This window comes from Chitinophaga sp. Ak27 (genome assembly GCF_012726295.1).
Lineage (GTDB): Bacteria > Bacteroidota > Bacteroidia > Chitinophagales > Chitinophagaceae > Chitinophaga.
The window spans coordinates 221,055-240,955 of record NZ_JABAOB010000002.1; the positions used below are offsets into that span (position 1 = coordinate 221,055).

A 19,901-nucleotide genomic window follows, 5' to 3' on the forward strand; every position below is an offset into this window, starting at 1 on the left:
CCCTGATAGTAAGGAGTGCTAAATTCATTTCTTAAAATACTATTTTATGGAAAGTAAAACAAGAAAAGAAAAGTGGTGCTTCCGATGGAATACCTTCGCTAAAACGGCTGCAATGCTATTGATAGGCGTGTTTGGTACATTAGCAGTGAGTGCGCAGACACTGCCGCCGCTGAAACCTGCTCAGACTGCACCGGTGCTGACAACATTTGAACGGGAATACAACTATGGCTACCAGGAAGGAGAAAGATTTGCCAGCAGGAAAGACCGTGCGAACTATCAATGGTTCCTGGCAAAATATTATGAAGGCCTGAATATGTATCCGGAGGACGCAGATTTCTACCAGGGAAGGATACAGGGGCTTACCTATGGTTGGCTGGAGAATCAACCGGAAGCAGATTTCTCTACTTACGAGAAATTGTTGAAATCCTTACAACGAAACTCTGCTGAAAAGTAAATTGTTTAATAGGGGGTGAGTGCGTCTGTACGCTTGTACAGGCGCACTTTTTCATAAGTATTATCGCTTCGCTTTCTCTTTGTCCAGGAATCTTTCCACCATGGGAATTACGTAATCAGCCTCATGGGAGCCGGCTGTCAGCGTCGTTATTTCTTCAATATATTCCCCGTGTACGCCTGGTATAATGGCTAGTGCAGAATGAGCCAGCAGTCGGTGCATGGCTATTGCATGCTCGGGTTGTATGGCGTCCTGGTCGGCAACGATAATCAACGCGGGGGCATGAATGGCCTTGAGTTGCTCATCAGGTATATCCCTGAAGTTAAGCACTCTTTTTACATCCTTGTCGTGCATGTTCTGCAACCCCGCCGCATTGGGCGTCACTTGCAGGTAAGCAGTTTTGAGTTCGGCCGGCATATTGCTCAGCTGTGCCTGTTTCATAAAATCCCAGAACCCCGGAGGCATCCCGTTACGTTTGCAAAGCGCGGAACCCAGCACCATTTTATCAACGATTGCCGGGTGACGGATGGCTACCTGTAAGGTGGTGGTGCCACCATTGCTGAATCCGAAAAAGTCGGCTTTATTGATATGCAGTTGCTGCAAGAGTGTCGCAACATCATCAGCGTCTTGTTCAAAAGAGAGGTCTTTTGCCCGGTCGCTGGTTCTGCCATGCGCCTGTAGTTCCACTGCAATGAGCTGGCGGTGCTGTGCCAGCAAGGGAATTACTCTCCCAAAAGTAGTTTGAATGGTAGAACCGCCGCCATGGAGCAGTACCAAAGGCTTGCCTTCTCCATAAATTTCATAATACATTTTAATCCCGTTCACATCTGCATAACCATGCGTGGCGGGAAGGCTATCTTTGGTAGGCGGCGGGGTAGTGCTTACCTGCTGGATATCGTTGAACGACGATAACAGCAGCCATATCGCGGCGGTGTATATAGTAAATGTTTTCATGGGATGTCATTAGTTTTGATGAAGTAATATGCGCATCTTATCCAGCATTTGCAGCCAGCTGGGATAGGCGCCGGTTTTCTTTGCCAGTTCCTGGGAAACGGTTTGACGTAACTGCAATTTAGTTTTCCCATCTTCCGGGGTAAAGGTGACGGTTACCAGCGTAGCACCGGGCCAGTTGGCGTCCATACCGGCATCCACCGGGTTGATGGGGAGGCCATTTTCATCGGCATTGACCAGCGTAAATACAATTTTTTTATGCGGCAGGATCTCCCTGTATTCTCCAATGCACCAGCAGTCGCCGTACTGCGGGTTCCTGATACAAGAGTGGAATTGCCCACCTGGTGCTATTTCCAGTTTTTTGAAGAAGATAGTACAGCCTTCAGGGGCATACCATTTCATTAATTTATCAGGATCTGTCCAGGCGCTGAAAACCTTTTCAACAGGAGCATTGAATGTTTCCTCGATGAATACTTCGTTATCGTTGACGCGATTTTTCATGATATTATTTTTTAGCGGTGTTGGTGCGTGTATTTTTTTTCTTAGGGGCTGGTATTTCATCCTGTTCAATAAAGTCCTTCAGGGCTTTCAATCTGCCTGTCCACAGCTTGTGATATTGAGCTACCCATTCATGTACTTCATTGAGCTTTTCCAGTTTGGCTTCGCAGAGGCGTTCCCTGCCAGATTGTTTGATATGTAGTAGCCCGCATTCAGAGAGGACTTTAAGATGCAGGGAAATAGCCTGGCGGCTCACGTCAAATTGCTCCGCAATGGTGTTAACGTTGACGGGTTGCCGGGCTATCATCCCGATGATAGCCCGTCTTGTCGGGTCGGCAATGGCCTGAAAAACATCTCTGCGTGCTTCCATGATATGCAAGTATTTGCTTGCAAATTTATATGCAAGTATTTACTTGCGCAAATTTTTTTTTGAACGGGGCACCGGAAATATTTTATACGGAGTGGAAAATGGGACTGCTATGCCTTTTCGTTCAATACTATTTTTAAATCCTTCAAAATATCCTAATTTGCGCCCCTAAGTTCTTTCTTAACATTTTATCAAGCAGCAAAGGTTCCCACACAACGTGGGATTAATAGGGAATTGCGTGTAAATCGCAAGCTGTCCCGCAACTGTAAGTAACCGGAAAGTTTTTACCCTTGTTGTCCACTGTCTCAGTTAAAGAGAGATGGGAAGGACGGTAGAAATGTTACAAGCCAGGAGACCTGCCTTTATGTAATTGACAATGCTTTCGTGGAATGAAGCAGCTGTTGAACTGATATACGCTTTACACCGCCCCCGGCAGGGGCTGGAATGGATCATCGTGCGTATCACTCACACTATTATTTTCCCGCAGCATTGCTGGTGTATCAAAGAGCTTTTAACTGATTTTTTGTCAAATTAAAAGCATTCAGCATGCAAACACACAATCTCGGCTACCCGCGGATAGGCAGCCAGCGTGAACTCAAAAAAGCTTCCGAACAGTATTGGGCAGGAAAGCTCACCGCCCGGCAATTAATGCAAACCGGCAGCCAGCTAAGGTTACAAAACTGGCAACTGCAACAGGTGGCCGGCATCGACCTGGTGCCCTGCAACGACTTTTCCTTTTATGACCAGGTACTCGACACCAGCCTGATGGTAGGCGCTATCCCCACAAGGTACCACGACCTGATGGAAGAAAAACAACTGCCGTACATCGACCTATTATTTGCCATGGCGCGTGGCTACCAACAAGATGGACACGATATCACCGCCATGGAAATGACCAAATGGTTTGATACCAACTACCATTATATCGTACCGGAGTTCATCGCCAACCAGCAATTCACCGCTTTCAACAACAAAGCCCTCAACGAATTCAATGAGGCGAAACGCCAGGGCATCAATGCCAAACCGGTACTGCTGGGGCCAGTATCTTATTTGCTGTTGGGTAAAGAAAAGGAAGAAGGGTTTCACCGGGTGCACCTTCTCCAGAAATTGTTACCGGTGTATATAACGATACTGCAGCAACTGGAAGAAGCCGGCGCTTACTACGTGCAACTGGATGAACCCTGCCTATCCCTTAACTTATCGGCAGAAGAGCGCCAGGCCTTTGTTACCGCTTACCAGGAAATCAAACGTAAGCTACCCCAGCTCAAAATCATCCTCGCCAGTTATTTCGAATGTTATGGAGATAACCTGTCGACCGCGCTTTCCCTGCCCATACAGGTACTGCATCTCGACCTGGTGCGTTGCCCGGCTCAACTGGACGATATCCTTGCAACCGACATCACCCGCACCCGTACTATCCTCTCGCTGGGAGTGGTAGACGGCAGGAATATCTGGAAAAATAACTTTGAAAACTCCCTGGCACATATTCATAAAGCAGTAGCACAAATCGGTGAAGAACGTGTATGGATAGCGCCTTCCTGCTCTTTGCTGCATGTGCCCTGCGACCTGGATCTGGAAGCCAACGAGCAGGTACTGACGCCGGAGATCAAGCAGTGGCTGGCCTTCGCTAAACAGAAAATAGAAGAAGTAATCACCCTGAAACAACTGGCCTGCGGTGAGAACAGTGAAGCAGCCAACAACCGCCTACAGGAAAATAAACAAGCACATCATCTGCGGGAAATATCGCCTCTCATACACCACCCTGCCGTGAAAAAGAGAGTGGCTGCTATCACCGACCAGGATGCTGCCCGTCAGCATACTTTCGCCATCCGCAAAACAAAGCAGCAGGAAGCATTGCAGCTGCCATTGTTCCCCACTACCACCATCGGTTCTTTCCCGCAAACAGCCGAAGTGAGAAGCTGGAGAGCAAAGTGGAAGAAAGGCGCGTTGACGCAGGAACAATATGATGCGTTGATCGCTCAGGAAACGGAAAGCTCTATCCGCTGGCAGGAAGAAACCGGTATCGACGTGCTGGTGCACGGCGAGTTCGAACGCAACGATATGGTGGAATATTTCGGCGAGCAACTCAACGGTTTTGCATTTTCGCAACATGGCTGGGTACAGAGCTACGGCAGCCGCTGTGTGAAACCGCCTGTCATTTACGGAGATGTGAGCCGCGTGGCCCCCATGACAGTACGTTGGACCGCCTTCGCGCAGTCCCTCACCAAAATGCCGGTGAAAGGTATGCTCACAGGGCCAGTTACTATCTTACAATGGAGCTTCGTGCGTAACGACCAGCCACGCCGCGAAACCTGTACACAAATTGCCCTCGCTATCCGCGATGAAGTGGCAGACCTGGAAAAAGCCGGTATACGCATCATCCAGATCGATGAACCAGCCATCCGCGAAGGCCTGCCATTGCGCAAGGAAAACTGGGAAAACTACCTGCACTGGGCAGTGAAGGCATTTCGCATTTCTGCCAGCGGGGTAGGCGATGCCACACAGATCCATACTCATATGTGCTACTCCGAGTTTAATGATATCATTGAGCATATTGCCGCCATGGATGCAGATGTGATCACGATTGAATGCAGCCGCTCGCAAATGGAATTGCTGGATGCTTTCGCGGAGTTTAAGTATCCCAACGATATTGGTCCTGGTGTATATGATATCCACTCGCCCAGGGTACCTTCCCGCGATGAGATGGTACAGCTCATGGAAAAAGCCCGCGCGGTGGTACCCACCCGGCAGCTGTGGGTAAATCCTGACTGTGGACTGAAAACACGGGGCTGGCCGGAAACCAGGGCTGCCCTAAAAGAAATGGTGGCCGCTGCCCGCGAGCTAAGAGCGGTAGTCGTTGCCAATTCATAACCATACGTTCAACAGGCGTTACCCGCCTGTTGAATTATTCTAATAAAAAAACAATACCATGAACCAGGACAAGGTAGATCAATCTGTTACCCGGATATTTAAAGCCGTATTCCCCGATAGTATCAATCACTATGATACCTTGTTTGGAGGTACCGCCATGGCCTTAATGGACGAAGTCGCCTTTATCACCGCCACCCGCTACAGCCGCCAGAAGATGGTGACGGTAAGCAGCGATCGTATCGACTTTACCAAACCTATTCCGGCAGGTACCATCATCGAGCTGGTAGGCATGGTATCGTTTGTAGGCAATACTAGCCTCAAAGTAAAAGTAGAGGTGTTTATTGAGCAAATGTACTCAACAGTCCGGGAGAAGGCGATCACAGGGGAGTTTACGTTCGTAGCTATCGACAACGACAAGCGCCCGGTAAAGATTGATTAATGATATGGAAAAGCGGCAAGCCCCCCGGCTGGGGGAGGCTTGCCGCTTTTTATGCCATCATTTACATCAATGAAATGCTCATTTGACCGTGTACAATACTTTTGCTTGTATGTTAGTTGTCTGCATATAAATGGATTTTTTTCATGAAAACTATCGTTGTGCCTGTGTTGCTGCGATAATAACATTGGCCACTGCTTCAGGTTGGGAAATAAAAACGGCGTGGCTGCCTTTGATTTCGGTAATATGATCGCCGGCTCTTTTATACATGCGGCGTTGTATATCCGGGTGCAGGGCATGGTCATCAGTAGCCACAATCCCATAGCTGGGCCTATTTTTCCAGGCTACCTGCGATACTGGAGCGCCAAAGCATGCCGCAAAAATGGGTACCTGCGAGGCGGCCATAAAGTTGGACGTTTCGATGGGCAAGTCTGCTGAAAAACCGTTGTGAAACTGTGCCACATCAAAATAGATGATGCCTTTATCGTCGGGAGGAAGGATGCCCGACGGGTCGGTGGCAGGTCCTGAACCTGCCAGCTGCGCTGTGCTTTCGCCTTTGTCGGGCTGAAAGGCCGCAATATACACCAGGGCAGCTACCTTAGGATGTGTGCCTGCTTCGGTGATCACAGTACCGCCCCAGGAATGTCCTACCAGCACACAGGGACCATCTTGTTTATCGAGGATATTTTGGGTAGCGGCTACATCATCTTTCAACGACGTAAGCGGATTTTGTACCACTGTTACATGATACCCTTTGGCGGTAAGAATGTTGAATAATGCTTTGTAACCGGAACCATCTGCGAAGGCGCCATGTACTAAAACAATATTCCTGATATCCTTTGCAGGTGGATTGTCGTGCCCGGAAGCCGCCATAGTAGCTAGTGCGGGAAGACATAGGAGGAGGAAAGCGGTGAATCGTAAGCCTTCCTGGATACGCTGTAGAAACATCTTTTTCATTTTTTGTGTTGTTTTATTAGTGGATTAATCAGCCAGGCCGGCTGCTTCGATAATAGCGTTGGTAAATATGCCCGGTGCTTCAGCAGGAAGATTATGCCCGGCGCCGGGAACGATATGATGAACATGTTTTCCGACGAACTTCTTTTTATATGCCTGTCCATCAGTGGCGGGGGCAATTCCATCGGCATCACCGTCCAGCGTAATGGCGGGCACGCTGATCACAGGGCCTGCTGCCAGTTGTTGCTCCAGTGCGTCGTAACGGGGATCCCCGTCAGCAAGGCCCAGGCGCCACCGGTAGTTATGGATCACTACATCGGTATAGTCAGCATTGTGAAAAGAGGCGGCGTATTGCTGGAAGGTCTTGTCGTCGAATGACCATTTAGGAGAATTGAACTTCCATATCAACCGGGCCAGTTCCTCGCGGTGTTGTTTCAGTCCTTCCCGTCCACGTTCCGTAGCGAAATAATACTGGTACCACCAGCTCCACTCTGCCTGTGGGGGCAGCGGTTGTTTATTTTTCTCGCGGTTATTCACCAGGTAACCATTTACACATACCAGCGCTATCACCCTTTCCGGCCACAAGGCGCCAATGATATTGGCAGTGCGGGTACCCCAGTCGTAGCCCGCCAGGATGGCTTTTTTGATATGCAGGGCATCCATTAGCGCAATGATGTCGAGTGCTACGGCTGCTTGTTGCCCGGTACGCTGGGTGTTGGCATCCAGGAAAGTGGTAGAGCCATGGCCCCGCAGGTGAGGTACAATTACCCGGTAGCCTTTAGCTGCCAGCGCCGGCGCTACATCCTGGTAACTGTGTACATCGTAAGGCCAGCCATGAAGCAGGATCACCGGAGTTCCCCGGGCGGGCCCCATTTCTGCATAACCGGTATTCAGCACACCGGCATTGATTTGTTTGAAAGGACCGAAGGTAGTGTTGGAGGCAACGGCGCCGCTGAGATAGGAAGGAATGCTGAGTGCTCCCAGGGCCAGTGCACCTAGTCCGAGAAAGTGCCGGCGGTTATATGTTTTGGCAGTTTGCATAAAAAAGGTGTTTAGATAGATGTGCAATTAGTGAAGGGCTGCTTTGGTGGCGGCGATAATTTTCCCGTTTGTATCGTTTTGTACAAAGCCAATCAGTTCCCAGTCGGTGTTGTTAAACCCGGCAGGAAGCGCCAGGGTGACGTGATCGCTTTCCTTCGCATTCACGGCGGCGAGCTGTTGTACAATTTGCACATGCGACAATTTTTTGCCGGCATTTTCGCCGGCCCTTACCTGGCTTTGCCCGTTTTTTTGTACCAGTGCCAGCAAGAGGCGGGTATTTTTCCGGGGAGATGATAGCTGCCAGTTTACTTCCAGTTGGCGTGTAGTGGAATGCGCCTGCAATGTCAGGCTGGCACCTGCTGGTTGATCCAGCGCGGTGTTAACTGCCCGTTTTACTACAGATACATCGGAGCCTATCATTTCATGGCTGCCGTTGATCACCATTTGTGGGGTGTATACGGTAGAGAGTCCCAGCCAGGAAGCGTATTGTTGCTGTCTTTCGGAAAATGCATGTTGACTGTAGCTGTCACGCCAGCCCTGGTGGTCCCAGTAGTCTACGTGGTAGGCCAGCAGGTACAATGGCTGGCCGTTGCTTTCCTGCTCCAGCCTGGACAGCAGTTCATCGGCAGGCGGACAGCTGGAGCATCCTTCGGAAGTAAACAGTTCTACTACGGCAAATCCTTTGGTACTATCGGTATTAGCTATCAGCGGGCCGTTGTTGTTGCCCAGTACATCGGTACAGGCGCCCAGCAGGCTGCTGAGTGAGCAGATGGCGGTGATGATCAGTGATTTCATGAGACGAATATTTTAATGGTGAATTATTGTGGATCGCAGGGATACCAGGCTGGTTGTAATGATTGTATGAAGGCGGTTCTGGTAGCCGCATCGCTGGGGGCAGTGGCGCCATGGTACGGTTTGAACTGGTAAGCGGGCGGTTGTCCGTTGGCCACGGGCGTCATATCTACCGTTTCCACGCTTAATAGCTCACCGTTGATATAACTGCCAAACCAGAACTGATTATCCTGTTCGCGATAGGTAACCAGTTTGTATACGGCGCCGCTGGATGGTAAGTTCATCGCGGCTTTGTTGCCATATAGCATGGCTACCGAATTAGCTTTCTCATTAATCATGGTGGTGATCACCTGGTAGCCGCTGTCGTTGAATTCATAAGGTCTGATAGCGGGCAGGTGTTGTTGGGCGTGTGAGCAGCTTATCAAAGCAACGGCTGCGAGGGCAAAATATATGTAACGCATATATAAGTTAGTTTAAAGTAGATAGATCGAAGATGCCGCCTGTTTTGCTGGCAGCGCGGTGGCAGGAGCTGCATTCCCGGAAGGTCATGGGCGTGCTGCCATAAGGTTTTAAAGCAGGTGTTTCGAATTTGGCGTATCCCCAGCCATCGGTGTCCTGGTAGCGTTTGGCGTCTCTCACCATATACTGGATGTTCAGGAATTTACCCGGATGAATATTGCCGTTGGCGTCTATTGACTTTTCCCATACTACTTTTACAATGACGGCCCCATCAGGCCATGGGTTGATCTTTTTCTCTTTAATGGCCTGCATGGCAACCGGGTTGGCAAACATGACCCGCATCGTGGTGTTATCAAAGCGGGAGGTGGTGCTCATCACTTGCCACTGGCGGAATTCTGGCATATGGCGGATACCATTTACCGATACCGGGAGCTGGTCTTTTTCCCATTGTTGCCGGGTCTGGGCTGTTTTTACACTATCAGGTACTACTTTTACCCGTTTGGTATTAAGGTAGTTACGCAGCCCGGAAAGCTCCTCCCGCGTTACTTTGGCGTTGCCGTGCAGGGCGGCATAGGAGGGAAGCGGCATGGTACCTGAATTGATCATATTATAGGCTTCCCACAAGGCCGATTGCTGCTGAGCAGGCGTAAGCCGGTCCCATTCTGAGAAGTTGAGGTGCTGCCGGGCTGTCTCCACATCCTTCCTGACAAGACCCGCCACCACCGGTAGTTTATCATACCAGGCCAGCTGGGTGTTGTTGGAATGGCAATCGTAGCACGCATGTCTGAACAGTTGTTTCACTTCTTCAGGTGCGTTGATTTCGCCGGTTATTGGTGGATTTTCCACTACCTGCGTGGTAAACGAAATGGCTGCTACCGCCATGGTCAAGGCGCCCGTAGTAAGCAGCGCGATTTTAAGAAACCTGGATGTTTTCATGTGTCGAAGTATTACAACACAAAGAGACAGTAATCGGGCTGCCCGGGAAAACGCAATACCCTGTACCCGGCAATTAAGCGGTTGTACCGGACAAAAACGCACCTGGAAAAGCAGCCTTGTTTTTCCCGTCCGCCACGCCAGGTGCGCTTACCGGCCCCGTTAAGCCCGGAAAATGCCGGTATGAGGACCCAAAATGCCGGGTTGGCCCCTTCTTTTTGTCCTACGCCACCTAAATCCGTATATCTTTGAGGCGTTATGAAGCAAAAAAATACATTCAATATTTCCGGCCGGGTCATATGGTTTAGTTCCCTGTTCCTGGGCGTCATTGTATCGTTGCCCAGCCTGATCCAGCACCAGTTCAACGTTTATGAAACCATTGCGAACTCGGCAATCACCTTTATATTCTCCGTATTTGTCTGGTATTATAATATCTTCACTCTGCCGGTATATACTTCCCAGGAAATCAACCGGGGATTTTCTATGTATCCCCTTGTAAAAAACCTGGTGGTAGGTATCGTGGTGATGTTTCTGTTGTCGTATGTACAGCAGCTGATCTTAACCCATCTGAACTTTGGGCCGGTGATGCTCATGTTTGAAGTAAGAGGGGTGCTCATCAACCTCACCTTCTATATGTTTATTCATCTCCTGTACCAAACCTACCAGAACCAGCGGGTGAGCATTGAACTGGAACGCACCAGGATGGATAATCTCGCGGCACAATTTGAGTTGCTGCGGCAACAGGTAAACCCGCATTTTCTCTTTAATACATTAAATACGCTGAAATACATGGTGGAAAACCAGGATGAAAACAGCGTGGACTTCATCCTTAAGCTATCCGATTTCTACCGGTTCACGCTGGAAAACAGGCAGCTGGATCTCATCCGGTTTTCAGAAGAAATGAAGATTGTACAAGCCTATCTCTTTTTGCTGAAGGCCCGCTTTGAAGAAGGCATTGAAGTGGATATTCAGGTCACTGAAGAGCACCAGCAATCCATGATACCGCCGTTTACGCTGCAGCTGTTGATGGAAAACTGTATTAAGCATAATATTGTAGCGCCGGACAAGCCACTGCAGATCAGCATTTATTCAGCAGGGGAGTATATTGTGGTGAAAAATAACGTGCAGCCGAAAATCACGAAAGAATCATCTACCGGGATTGGGTTGGATAATATCAACGAACGGTATCAGCACCTGCTTCATAAAAATATTATCATCACCCCTGGAACAGACCTATTTATAGTAAAATTACCCATCATCCATGAGGATAGTCATAATAGAAGATGAGATAAAAGCCGCTAAGTCGCTGGCCGGCATGATCGCCAAAGTAAGGCCCGCGGCCACCGTGGAAACCATGTTACATAGCGTGGAAAGCGCCGTAGCGTATTTGTCGGCCAACGAGCCGCCCGACCTGGTATTTATGGACGTACAGCTGGCCGATGGCCTCTGCTTTGAAATATTTAAACAGGTGAAAATATCTTCCCCGGTAGTATTCTGTACCGCCTTCGGAGAATATTCCATGGATGCCATCAAATCCAATGGGGTCGACTACCTGCTGAAACCATACGCAGTGGCCGACCTGGAAGCCGCTTTCGAAAAAACAGATAACTTCCGGAACTTCTTCCAGCAAAAATCTGCACAGCCGGATTGGCAGGAGCTGATTAAACGGCTCGATAAAAATGAAGGCAAAACCAGCTTCCTGGTCTTTCATAATAACCGGTATATCACCGTACGTACCGACAACATTGCCTATATTTATATCAAGTACGATGCGCCGTATATTGTCACCTTCCAGGACCAGAAATACATTATTTCACAAACCATGGAACAGTTGCAGTCGCAGTTGTCGCCCCGGCAGTTTTACCGGCTCAATCGCCAGTACCTGGTGAACTTCGATGCCATCAAGGAGGTGGAACATTATTCAGCGCGAAAGCTGGCCTTGCAGCTGAATGTTGTTACACCAGAGCCATTGGTAATTGGGAAGGAGAAGATTACGCAGTTTTTGCAGTGGATGGAGAATCGGTAATAAGTCACGCCAGAGGTGAGCTTTATGATAAGACCCCAATGTCTTATTTATGCTAATTGTGCTTTTAAACTAAGGTCCATACTTACGGCATGGTTTATTATTGCACCTACCGATATATAATCTACTCCCGTAGCCGCATAGTCTGCTACTGAATCCAGATTTATGCCGCCCGATGCTTCTGTTTCATATTTACCATCTATCAATTGTACAGCTTCGGCTAATGTGGGCAGGTCATAATTATCCAACATGATGCGGTGTATATTGCCCACACTCAATATGCGTTTTACATCATCAAGGTTGCGGGTCTCTACTTCTATTTTCAAATCCAAATTATTTGTTTGCAGATAGGCCACCGTTTTTTCAATAGCTTTCTCAATGCCGCCGCAAAAATCGATATGGTTGTCTTTGAGCATCACCATATCGTAGAGGCCCATACGGAGGTTGGTGCCGCCGCCTGTGCGCACTGCTTCTTTTTCGTACACGCGAAATAATGGGGTAGTTTTGCGTGTATCCAATATTTTGGTTTTGTAGTTCTTTATTTTTTCTACATACTGATTGGTAAGGGTGGCAATGCCGCTCATGCGTTGCATACAATTCAATACCAGCCTCTCGGCCATTAGTATGGTATGTACGTCGGCAGCTACTTCAAAAGCTATCTCACCATTCTGTACATGATCGCCATCTTTTTTGTATAAGGTAAATGTTGCCTCAGGTTGCAGATAATGGAATATTTCCTGTGCCAATGTAATACCGGCCAGTATACCATCTTCTTTTATCTTCAGTACAGCTTTCCCTTTTGCCGTCTTGTCTATAGCGGCTAGTGTAGAGTGGTCGCCATTACCAATATCTTCTTTAAGAGCGGCTGCGATAAATATTGTATTATCCATATACGCACAATTTGAGCGTAAATATAGTAAATGCCATAATTTTCCTGATTGCGTAAAACAATTTCCCGATTTGATCATCTGCCTGCTGATTGACGGTCGACCTTTGCATCAGATCAGATATTTATGCGCAAATTATTGTCGGGGCTTCCCTTTATTTTATTGCCGGTGCTGGTTTCTGCGCAACGGCATACAGATTCAACCAGGATTTATTACCTGAAAGATGTCAGGGTAAAAGGTATTCGCACTGTAAGGGGAACTGGTCACCTGCCGGAGGAAGGTGATGGGGTTATTTATGCCGGCAAAAAGAATGAAGTAATTGAAGTGGACAGCCTGGATGCTAATAAGGCCATTAACAATACCCGCCAGATATTAGGGCGTATCCCCGGATTGAATATTACTGAAACGGAAACCGGCGGTTTTACCGCCAATGGTATTGCTACGCGCGGACTCAATCCTACGCAGAGCATTGAGATGAACACCCGGCAAAATGGCTACAACATCTCCGCAGATATTTACGGCTATAACGAAGCTTATTACCTGCCGCCCATGGAGGCCGTGAGCCGCGTGGAAATGGTAAGAGGCGCCGCGTCGCTTCAGTTTGGATCCCAATTCGGCGGATTGGTGAATTATGTTTTACAGACGCCTGCAGTTGATAAGGTATTTGAATACTACACGTCACAAACCGCAGGCAGCTTTGGGTTATTTAATTCCTTTCACGCTTTTTCAGGTACCATCAAAAAGTGGAGCTACTATAGCTTCCTGCAGTACCGCACATTAGACGGATATCGCCCCAATAGCCATCAACAGCAGTTTACCGGCTATGGCAGATTGCAATATAATGCTTCCGATAAGCTGAATGTGGGAGTGGAATATTCACTGTTACGCAATCGTATTAAAATGCCCGGAGGACTCAATGATAGTATGTTTCATGCAGATCCGCGTTCCTCCTTCCGTGCGCGTAACTGGCTGAAAAGCCCATGGAATGTGATCACAGGATATCTTAATTACGACATCTCCTCGGCCACCGCACTGCATGTAAAAACTACCTACCTGTTCAGCAGCAGGGCGCTGGTATGGAGAAATGAAGATGGCGGCCCTGGTGTGCTGGATACCATAGATCCGGCAACAGGACAATATATTCCCCGGGAAGTACAAAACGAAGTAATGCATAACACCACCACGGAAGTGCGCCTGTTGCATCATTACCAGTTAGGAGGAATGGATAATACACTGGCCGGAGGTATTCGTTACAGCTACGCATGGTTTAAGAGACAGGGAGGCGGTGAAGGTACCACCGCCGGCGATTTCGATCTGCATGTGAACGGGGAGTATGAATACGCACTCGACTTTACCACCACCAATGTGGCGCCGTTCATTGAAAATATTTTCAGGATCGGGAAAAAATTATCTGTTACACCCGGCTTCCGGTTGGAATACCTGAAAAACACGGCCAACGGTTATGTCACCGACAGTGAAAAAGTTTTTACAAACGACCGCAAATCGCGTAGCTTCCCGTTGTTTGGTATGGGTGCTGAGTATAAAACAAGCAGCTATACCAATGTGTATGCAAACATCAGCCAGGCCTATCGTCCGGTAGATTATTCGCAGCTGACGCCCATAGGTATTACGTCGAAGATAGATCCGCATATGAAAGATGCCTCCGGATTCAATGCCGACCTGGGGTACAGGGGCACTGTGAAAAATTTCCTGAACTTCGATATCGGTTTGTTTTATCTCGCCTACAACAAGAGGATTGGTACTGTACTCCTTAACGACGACCGGGGAAATCCTTATACCCTTCGCACTAACGTGGCCAACAGCGTACATAAGGGCGTGGAAAGCTACGTAGAATTGAATATATTGAAATGGCTGCATCCGTCTTCCAGGAAAGGTATCAGCATTTTTGACGCTTTCGGCTATACAGATGCAAAATATACGTCAGGCGAGTTTAAGAACAATCGCGTGGAGGCGGCTGCTAAATATATCAATCGTGTTGGCCTCATTTACAGCGATCCTCATTTCTCCGCTACCTTCCAGTTGAATAACGTAGGGGATGCCTATGGCGATGCTACCAATGTAAAATTCAGTGAAGATCCTATTGCAGGCTATATTCCTGCCTATACCGTTATGGACGTAAGCGCCACCTATAAAATCAATCGGTATACCTTCAAAGCCGGTGTTAATAACCTAGCCAACAAGGCCTATTTTACCCGTCGTACTGATGAATATCCGGGCCCAGGTATTATTCCTTCCGATGGGAGGAGTTTTTACGCAGGCGTGGCGGCGAAGTTTTAGAAGTGCTTCGCTTAATAGAAAAAAAATCGGGACCACTCCAACAATGGCCCCGATTTTTTTATTCGATTAAGCGGGAGTGTTAATACCGATAACACACCGCATTAATATTCATTCCCGCTCCCACAGAAGCAAACATAATCAGGTCACCGGGTTCCAGCGCATGTTCCGGTATCTGATGTTTAAGCACCAGGTCATATAGCGTGGGAATGGTAGCCACTGAGCTGTTTCCCAGCCACTGAATACACATAGGCAGCACATCTTCCGGGTAGGAGTCGATGCCGTATAACGCATAAAAACGTTCAATAATGGCTTCATCCATTTTTTCATTGGCCTGGTGAATGAAAATTTTCTTTATATCGGTGATGGCCATGCCACTCTTGTCCAGGCATAGCTTCATGGCTTGTGGAACATGCAGAAGCGCAAACTCATACACTTTCCTGCCAAGCATTTTGATATACATCTTTTCGGGATCCGGAACAGGGCTGAATGATATGCCCATATTGATATAATCTGCTTCCGAATAAGCATAAGTCTGGGCACAGGAGGAAAGGATGCCTTGCTGTTTCTCCGGCATTTCTATTGATTCCATGATGACAGCGCCGGCGCCATCACTGAAAATCATACTGTCCCGGTCGTATTTGTCGATCACCCGGGAGAGGGTTTCTGCGCCAATTACCAGCGCTTTTTTTGCCATGCCAGCTTTGAAAAGGCCGTCCATTTGGATAACGCCCTGGAGCCAGCCGGGGCACCCAAAGATAAGGTCATAGGCAATGCAGTTGGGATTTAGGATGCCCAGTTTTTGTTTAATAGTAGCTGCAATAGCAGGCACCATTACTGATTGTCTGCCATTTTCCTGGACGTCCCCAAAATTATGTGCCACGATGATTTGATCTATTTCTTCCCGGTTTATGCCGCTATCCACGATGGCAGCTTCTGCAGCGAGATAACCAATATCTGAGGTGTTGACATTGGGTACCACGTACCGGCGTTCTTCAATCCCGGTTATTTGTTGAAACTTTTTAATGATTTGCTGAGCTGGTTGTGTTAAAGGCTTGTTGTCTGCATAGAACTGCTGATCCAGGAAGTCATTATTTCGTTTTATCTCAGTCGGTATATAGGCGCCCGATCCGGTAATAACAGATTGAAACATATTCGTATTCACTTTAAATTGATGATGATGGCACAGGACTGGCTTGAGCCAGGTGTGCCAATAGTTTACTATCCTCTGTCAAACAGGGAAGGGATCTCGTTGCTGAATCTCTTTCCTGGCCTGTAAAATGCTGTCTTTGTAGTAGATGACAGAAATAGTAGACAGTAAAGTAAGCTATTTATTTCTAAACGAGTAATCGATGATCGGTGAGGGACAGAATATGCGATTGAATATCGCCGAAAGTTTTATATTGCTGTCCATCCAGATGTGAGTAACCGATATGAGCCCAAATGCTGAATACGAGAAAATGCCCAAAAACCTGAAAGGTCTTCAACTTTCAGAAAAAGCGCAACAGGACCTGAATAAATTAAAGTGGGTAGTCACCGAAAAAATACATGGCGCTAATTTCAGCTTTGTATATGAGGACCACCAGCTACTATATGCCAAACGAAAGGCTTACCTGAAATGGACTGACGATTTTTTCGGTTTCCAGGCCGTCGTTGCTGAAATGGAAGACCGGGTACTGGCCCTGTTTGAGCAGCTGAAGCAGGATAGGCCGGCCAATCGATACATCCTGTATGGCGAATTGTTTGGGGGGAAGTACCCTCACCCTGAAGTGGCGCCTGATCCGGATGTACAGGCCATTCAAACCGGTGTGTATTATAGCCCGGCAATACGTTTCTGTGCCTTCGATATTGCACTGGAAACAGATGATGCAGGCGGGAAAACCTACCTTGACTATGAAATAGCCCTGGCCTATTTTGAGCGCTTTGGCATCTTCCACGCGAGGGTGTTATTCACTGGTAAAATAAACGAAGTACTCAACTTCAATACGCGGATCGACTCCGCCATTCCCCGGCAGCTGCAGTTGCCCGAGCTAAGTCCTAACTTGATAGAGGGGGTAGTAGTCAAACCTTTGCGTCATACAGATATCATGGAGCCGGGTGTTCGTCCAATTATTAAGCTCAAGAACCCCGAGTTCGACGAAGAAAAGAAATTTCATGAAGCAGAAAAGTGGTCCTTTATCCCGGGCGTCAGCTCGCGGTGGGAAGAGCTGTCCTTCCTGGTAACGGAAATGGCCGCCTATATCACGGAAAACAGGCTGAACAGCGCCGTTTCGAAAACCGGTCGCCTCGATTTTGCTAATGCGCAGCGCATACGCGAAATCCGGCAGGAGTTCCTGGATGATATCTTCGCCGATTTCAACATCGATCACAACAACCTCCTGGCCGACCTGGAGCCGGATAAGGTGCAGTGGTTGCGAGATAGGGTAGATGCCCGCATTATTGAGTTTATGGCGGGCATGGCCTGATCCGCTCAATGGCTGGAATAGCTATTCCGGCTATACGTATTATTCCGTTTTGAGCGCTTTTACCGGGTTCATCAAAGCCGCTTTGATGGACTGGAAGGAAACGGTGAAAAGCGCGATGGACAGGGCAATTAAGCCAGCGATTACGAACAGCGACCAATTGATATCGGTTTGGTAGGCAAAATTCTCCAGCCAGCGGTGCATGCCATACCATACCAGCGGAATAGCCAGTATAATGGCGATCAGCACCAGCTTCAGAAAATCTTTTGATAACAATATCACCACGTTTTGTACGCTGGCGCCCAATATCTTCCGGATGCCAATTTCTTTGGTACGTTGTTCCGCCGTAAAGGCCGATAGCCCTAATAATCCAAGACAGGCTACTATCACCGCCAGTATAGAAAAGGTGGTAATAATGCTACCCGTGCGTTGTACATCGGCATACATCCTGGCAAAGTTTTCATCCAGGAAGGTATAACGGATAGGCTGATGCGGCGCAAAATCTTTCCAGACGCCGGTTATAGCAGCAATCAATTTGGGAAAGTCAGCGGTATGGGTTTTCACTGCTACAATATCCGGGCTATTGCCCAGTCTTAGGCAGAGTGGCCCAATGGGTTGTTTCATGGATTCAAAATGGAAGTCTTCCATCACGCCAATGATCGTATAGGTGGTCCAGGAGTTCGATACGCGTTTCCCGACAGGATCTTTAAGCGACAGCTTTTTAGCCATCTCCTGGTTGATCACTACGGCCTGGGAGTCGGTAGGCATGGCAGCGGAGAAATTGCGCCCGGCTATTATTTTCATGCCCAGCGTTTTCACGTAGTCCTGGTCTACTATCCATATTTGTGTTCCAAGCCCACTTTCCAGTTCCCGTTTGCCTTCATTCCAGAATCCGTTCTGGTCGCGGCGGGTACCTTCTACAGGGAGGTAACCACTCACGGTGGCATTGCTCACGCCAGGTACCTGCAACAGGGCTTTCCTGAACTCGGGTGCCCTTTCCTTCAGGGTACCGGCGCCCTGTATCACCATGACCTGTTCTTTGTCAAATCCCAGCTTTTTGTGCAGCATATACCCCATTTGCCGGTAAATGATCATCGTGGCAATGATGAGCACTACGGAAGCGGTGAACTGAAATACCACCAGGCCACTGCGTACAGCCGCACTTTTACTGCCGGCGGTCATGGTGCCTTTCAGTACGGATATTGGCTGGAAGGCCGATAGGTAAAAGGCCGGGTACAGCCCGGCTACTATCCCGGTGAGAATGGCGGCCACGAACATCCCGGGGGCAAACCACCACGCCTGCCAGGGAATAGTGAGCGACTTGTCGGCCATGGTATTGAAAAAAGGCAGTAGCACCCAGGCGAGCGCAATACCCAACAAGAAGGAAAGCAGGCTGTATAACAGGGATTCGCTGAGAAATTGATACACGAGGCCCGTGCGTTGTGCGCCAATGGCTTTCCGGAGCCCGACTTCTTTGGCTCTGCCGGCGGAACGGGCAGTGGCCAGGTTGATGAAGTTGATACAGGCAATTAATAAGATAAAGCCTGCTACAGCGCCAAAGAGCCATACCAGGCGTATATCGCCATGGTGGAGGCCATCATCAACGCCATCAGATCTGAGGTGGATATCACGTAGCGGCTGGAGCAGAAGGGAGGCTTTTTGTGCCAGGGTAGCAATATTTACATCGCCTACCTCTTTCATAGCAGGAATAAAGTAATGCTCAATAATGCCGGTGGTAATTTTCTTTTCAAGCGCACGGTAATCCGTTCCTGGCCGCAGTTTTACATAAGTTGCATAGTTGGAGGCGCGCCAGAAAGTTTGTTCTCCCGGCCAGAATTCAACACCGGCAAGGGTAATCAGGAAATTATGGCGGAAGTGGGTATTAGCGGAGAAGTCTTCAATGACGCCGGCTACCCGGTAAGGCTTATCTATCTTGTTGTTAAGTACCAGTAGCTTACCCACCGGGTTTTCTGCCGGGAAATACTTTTCCGCCCTGCTCCGGGTAATAACGATGGTATTAGGGGCGGTGAGTGCCTGTGAGGCATTGCCGTAGATGAAATGTGGTTGTAAGATATCAAGCAGGGACTGGTCGGCATATACCAGCCCTTCTTCATAATTGTTTTCTGTTTGATCGGACCGCCTTACCTGGCTGTTGCCGCCATCACCCCAGCCGGGGCTGTCGAGGTATCGTCCGGCCTTTTCTACTTCAGGGTAGTCCTTTTCAATGGTGTTGGCCAGTGGTGCAGGCCAGGCGGTACCTTTGTTTAATTTACCGTTGTCATTATAAGTACCTAATATGCGATAGACCTGGTGGCCCCCCGGAATCTGCCGGTCGTAGCTCACTTCATCTATGATGTATAAAAAAATCAGTAAACAGGCCGCAATACCCAGGGCAAATCCACCAATTTTAATGGCGGCATACATTTTTTGCTTGGATAAATTCCGCCAGGCAATTTTAAAGTAGCTCTTTAACATGAGAAT

18 protein-coding genes and 1 riboswitch are annotated in these 19,901 nt (G+C 48.4%); of the genes, 7 read left to right on the forward strand and 11 right to left on the reverse strand.

What is annotated here, in order from left to right:
- Positions 1-46: 46 nt before the first annotated feature.
- Entirely contained in the window at positions 47-454 is a 408-nt protein-coding gene (locus HGH90_RS08770; protein WP_169190896.1) for a hypothetical protein, read from the forward strand.
- Positions 455-514: 60 nt separating this feature from the next.
- Here the strand turns inward: HGH90_RS08770 and HGH90_RS08775 are convergent, their stop codons facing one another.
- Genes HGH90_RS08775 through HGH90_RS08785 form a run of 3 tightly spaced genes read right to left on the reverse strand, consistent with a single transcriptional unit; the run spans position 515 to position 2,270 of the window.
- Complete coding sequence (locus HGH90_RS08775; RefSeq protein WP_168764364.1) at positions 515-1,405, reverse strand: alpha/beta fold hydrolase; 891 nt, start codon at positions 1,403-1,405, stop codon at positions 515-517.
- Positions 1,406-1,414: 9 nt separating this feature from the next.
- Positions 1,415-1,903 carry an SRPBCC domain-containing protein gene (locus HGH90_RS08780; protein ID WP_168764363.1) on the reverse strand — a complete coding sequence of 163 codons (489 nt, stop codon included), beginning with the start codon at positions 1,901-1,903 and terminating at the stop codon, positions 1,415-1,417.
- A 4-nt stretch (positions 1,904-1,907) separates the two neighbouring features.
- Entirely contained in the window at positions 1,908-2,270 is a 363-nt protein-coding gene (locus HGH90_RS08785) for an ArsR/SmtB family transcription factor (protein WP_168764362.1), read from the reverse strand.
- 182 nt (positions 2,271-2,452) lie between these two features.
- Positions 2,453-2,646: riboswitch (cobalamin riboswitch) on the forward strand.
- Positions 2,647-2,813: 167 nt separating this feature from the next.
- On the opposite strand from HGH90_RS08785, the gene metE reads away from it, so the two are divergent.
- Both metE and HGH90_RS08795 read left to right on the forward strand, forming a co-directional pair.
- Positions 2,814-5,138, forward strand: a complete 2,325-nt coding sequence (gene metE, locus HGH90_RS08790; protein WP_169190897.1) for a 5-methyltetrahydropteroyltriglutamate--homocysteine S-methyltransferase — start codon at positions 2,814-2,816, stop codon at positions 5,136-5,138.
- Between the two features lie 58 nt (positions 5,139-5,196).
- Positions 5,197-5,577: an acyl-CoA thioesterase gene (locus HGH90_RS08795; RefSeq protein ID WP_168764360.1), complete on the forward strand. Its 381-nt coding sequence runs from the start codon at positions 5,197-5,199 to the stop codon at positions 5,575-5,577.
- 150 nt (positions 5,578-5,727) lie between these two features.
- Here HGH90_RS08795 and HGH90_RS08800 read toward each other — a convergent pair whose 3' ends face one another.
- From HGH90_RS08800 to HGH90_RS08820, 5 genes are read right to left on the reverse strand one after another with little or no spacing between them, the layout of a single operon-like run.
- A complete protein-coding gene (locus tag HGH90_RS08800; RefSeq protein ID WP_247679877.1) occupies positions 5,728-6,531 on the reverse strand; it encodes an alpha/beta fold hydrolase in 804 nt (267 codons plus the stop codon).
- A 24-nt stretch (positions 6,532-6,555) separates the two neighbouring features.
- Positions 6,556-7,569, reverse strand: coding sequence for an alpha/beta fold hydrolase (locus tag HGH90_RS08805; protein ID WP_168764359.1), 1,014 nt, complete (start codon positions 7,567-7,569; stop codon positions 6,556-6,558).
- Positions 7,570-7,596: 27 nt separating this feature from the next.
- Positions 7,597-8,364 carry a DUF1223 domain-containing protein gene (locus HGH90_RS08810; protein ID WP_169190898.1) on the reverse strand — a complete coding sequence of 256 codons (768 nt, stop codon included), beginning with the start codon at positions 8,362-8,364 and terminating at the stop codon, positions 7,597-7,599.
- A gap of 23 nt (positions 8,365-8,387) precedes the next feature.
- Positions 8,388-8,822 carry a hypothetical protein gene (locus tag HGH90_RS08815; protein WP_168764357.1) on the reverse strand — a complete coding sequence of 145 codons (435 nt, stop codon included), beginning with the start codon at positions 8,820-8,822 and terminating at the stop codon, positions 8,388-8,390.
- A 7-nt stretch (positions 8,823-8,829) separates the two neighbouring features.
- Positions 8,830-9,756, reverse strand: coding sequence for a heme-binding domain-containing protein (locus HGH90_RS08820; RefSeq protein ID WP_169190899.1), 927 nt, complete (start codon positions 9,754-9,756; stop codon positions 8,830-8,832).
- Positions 9,757-10,011: 255 nt separating this feature from the next.
- On the opposite strand from HGH90_RS08820, the gene HGH90_RS08825 reads away from it, so the two are divergent.
- A complete protein-coding gene (locus HGH90_RS08825) occupies positions 10,012-11,040 on the forward strand; it encodes a sensor histidine kinase (protein WP_168764355.1) in 1,029 nt (342 codons plus the stop codon).
- Positions 11,015-11,779 (forward strand): LytR/AlgR family response regulator transcription factor, encoded by a 765-nt coding sequence (locus tag HGH90_RS08830; protein ID WP_168764354.1) that lies wholly within the window; start codon positions 11,015-11,017, stop codon positions 11,777-11,779. The genes HGH90_RS08825 and HGH90_RS08830 overlap by 26 nt, the downstream gene beginning before the upstream one ends.
- Positions 11,780-11,826: 47 nt before the next feature.
- Here the strand turns inward: HGH90_RS08830 and nadC are convergent, their stop codons facing one another.
- Positions 11,827-12,666 carry a carboxylating nicotinate-nucleotide diphosphorylase gene (gene nadC, locus HGH90_RS08835; RefSeq protein ID WP_168764353.1) on the reverse strand — a complete coding sequence of 280 codons (840 nt, stop codon included), beginning with the start codon at positions 12,664-12,666 and terminating at the stop codon, positions 11,827-11,829.
- A 123-nt stretch (positions 12,667-12,789) separates the two neighbouring features.
- On the opposite strand from nadC, the gene HGH90_RS08840 reads away from it, so the two are divergent.
- On the forward strand, positions 12,790-14,961 hold the full coding sequence (locus tag HGH90_RS08840) for a TonB-dependent receptor family protein (RefSeq protein WP_169190900.1): 2,172 nt from the start codon (positions 12,790-12,792) through the stop codon (positions 14,959-14,961).
- Between the two features lie 79 nt (positions 14,962-15,040).
- Here the strand turns inward: HGH90_RS08840 and HGH90_RS08845 are convergent, their stop codons facing one another.
- Complete coding sequence (locus HGH90_RS08845) at positions 15,041-16,111, reverse strand: 3-oxoacyl-ACP synthase III family protein (RefSeq protein ID WP_168764351.1); 1,071 nt, start codon at positions 16,109-16,111, stop codon at positions 15,041-15,043.
- 280 nt (positions 16,112-16,391) lie between these two features.
- Between HGH90_RS08845 and HGH90_RS08850 the strand changes: the two genes are divergently transcribed.
- Positions 16,392-17,423: an RNA ligase family protein gene (locus HGH90_RS08850; protein WP_169190901.1), complete on the forward strand. Its 1,032-nt coding sequence runs from the start codon at positions 16,392-16,394 to the stop codon at positions 17,421-17,423.
- A gap of 39 nt (positions 17,424-17,462) precedes the next feature.
- Here the strand turns inward: HGH90_RS08850 and HGH90_RS08855 are convergent, their stop codons facing one another.
- Positions 17,463-19,895, reverse strand: a complete 2,433-nt coding sequence (locus HGH90_RS08855; protein WP_169190902.1) for an ABC transporter permease — start codon at positions 19,893-19,895, stop codon at positions 17,463-17,465.
- Positions 19,896-19,901 lie beyond the last annotated feature (6 nt).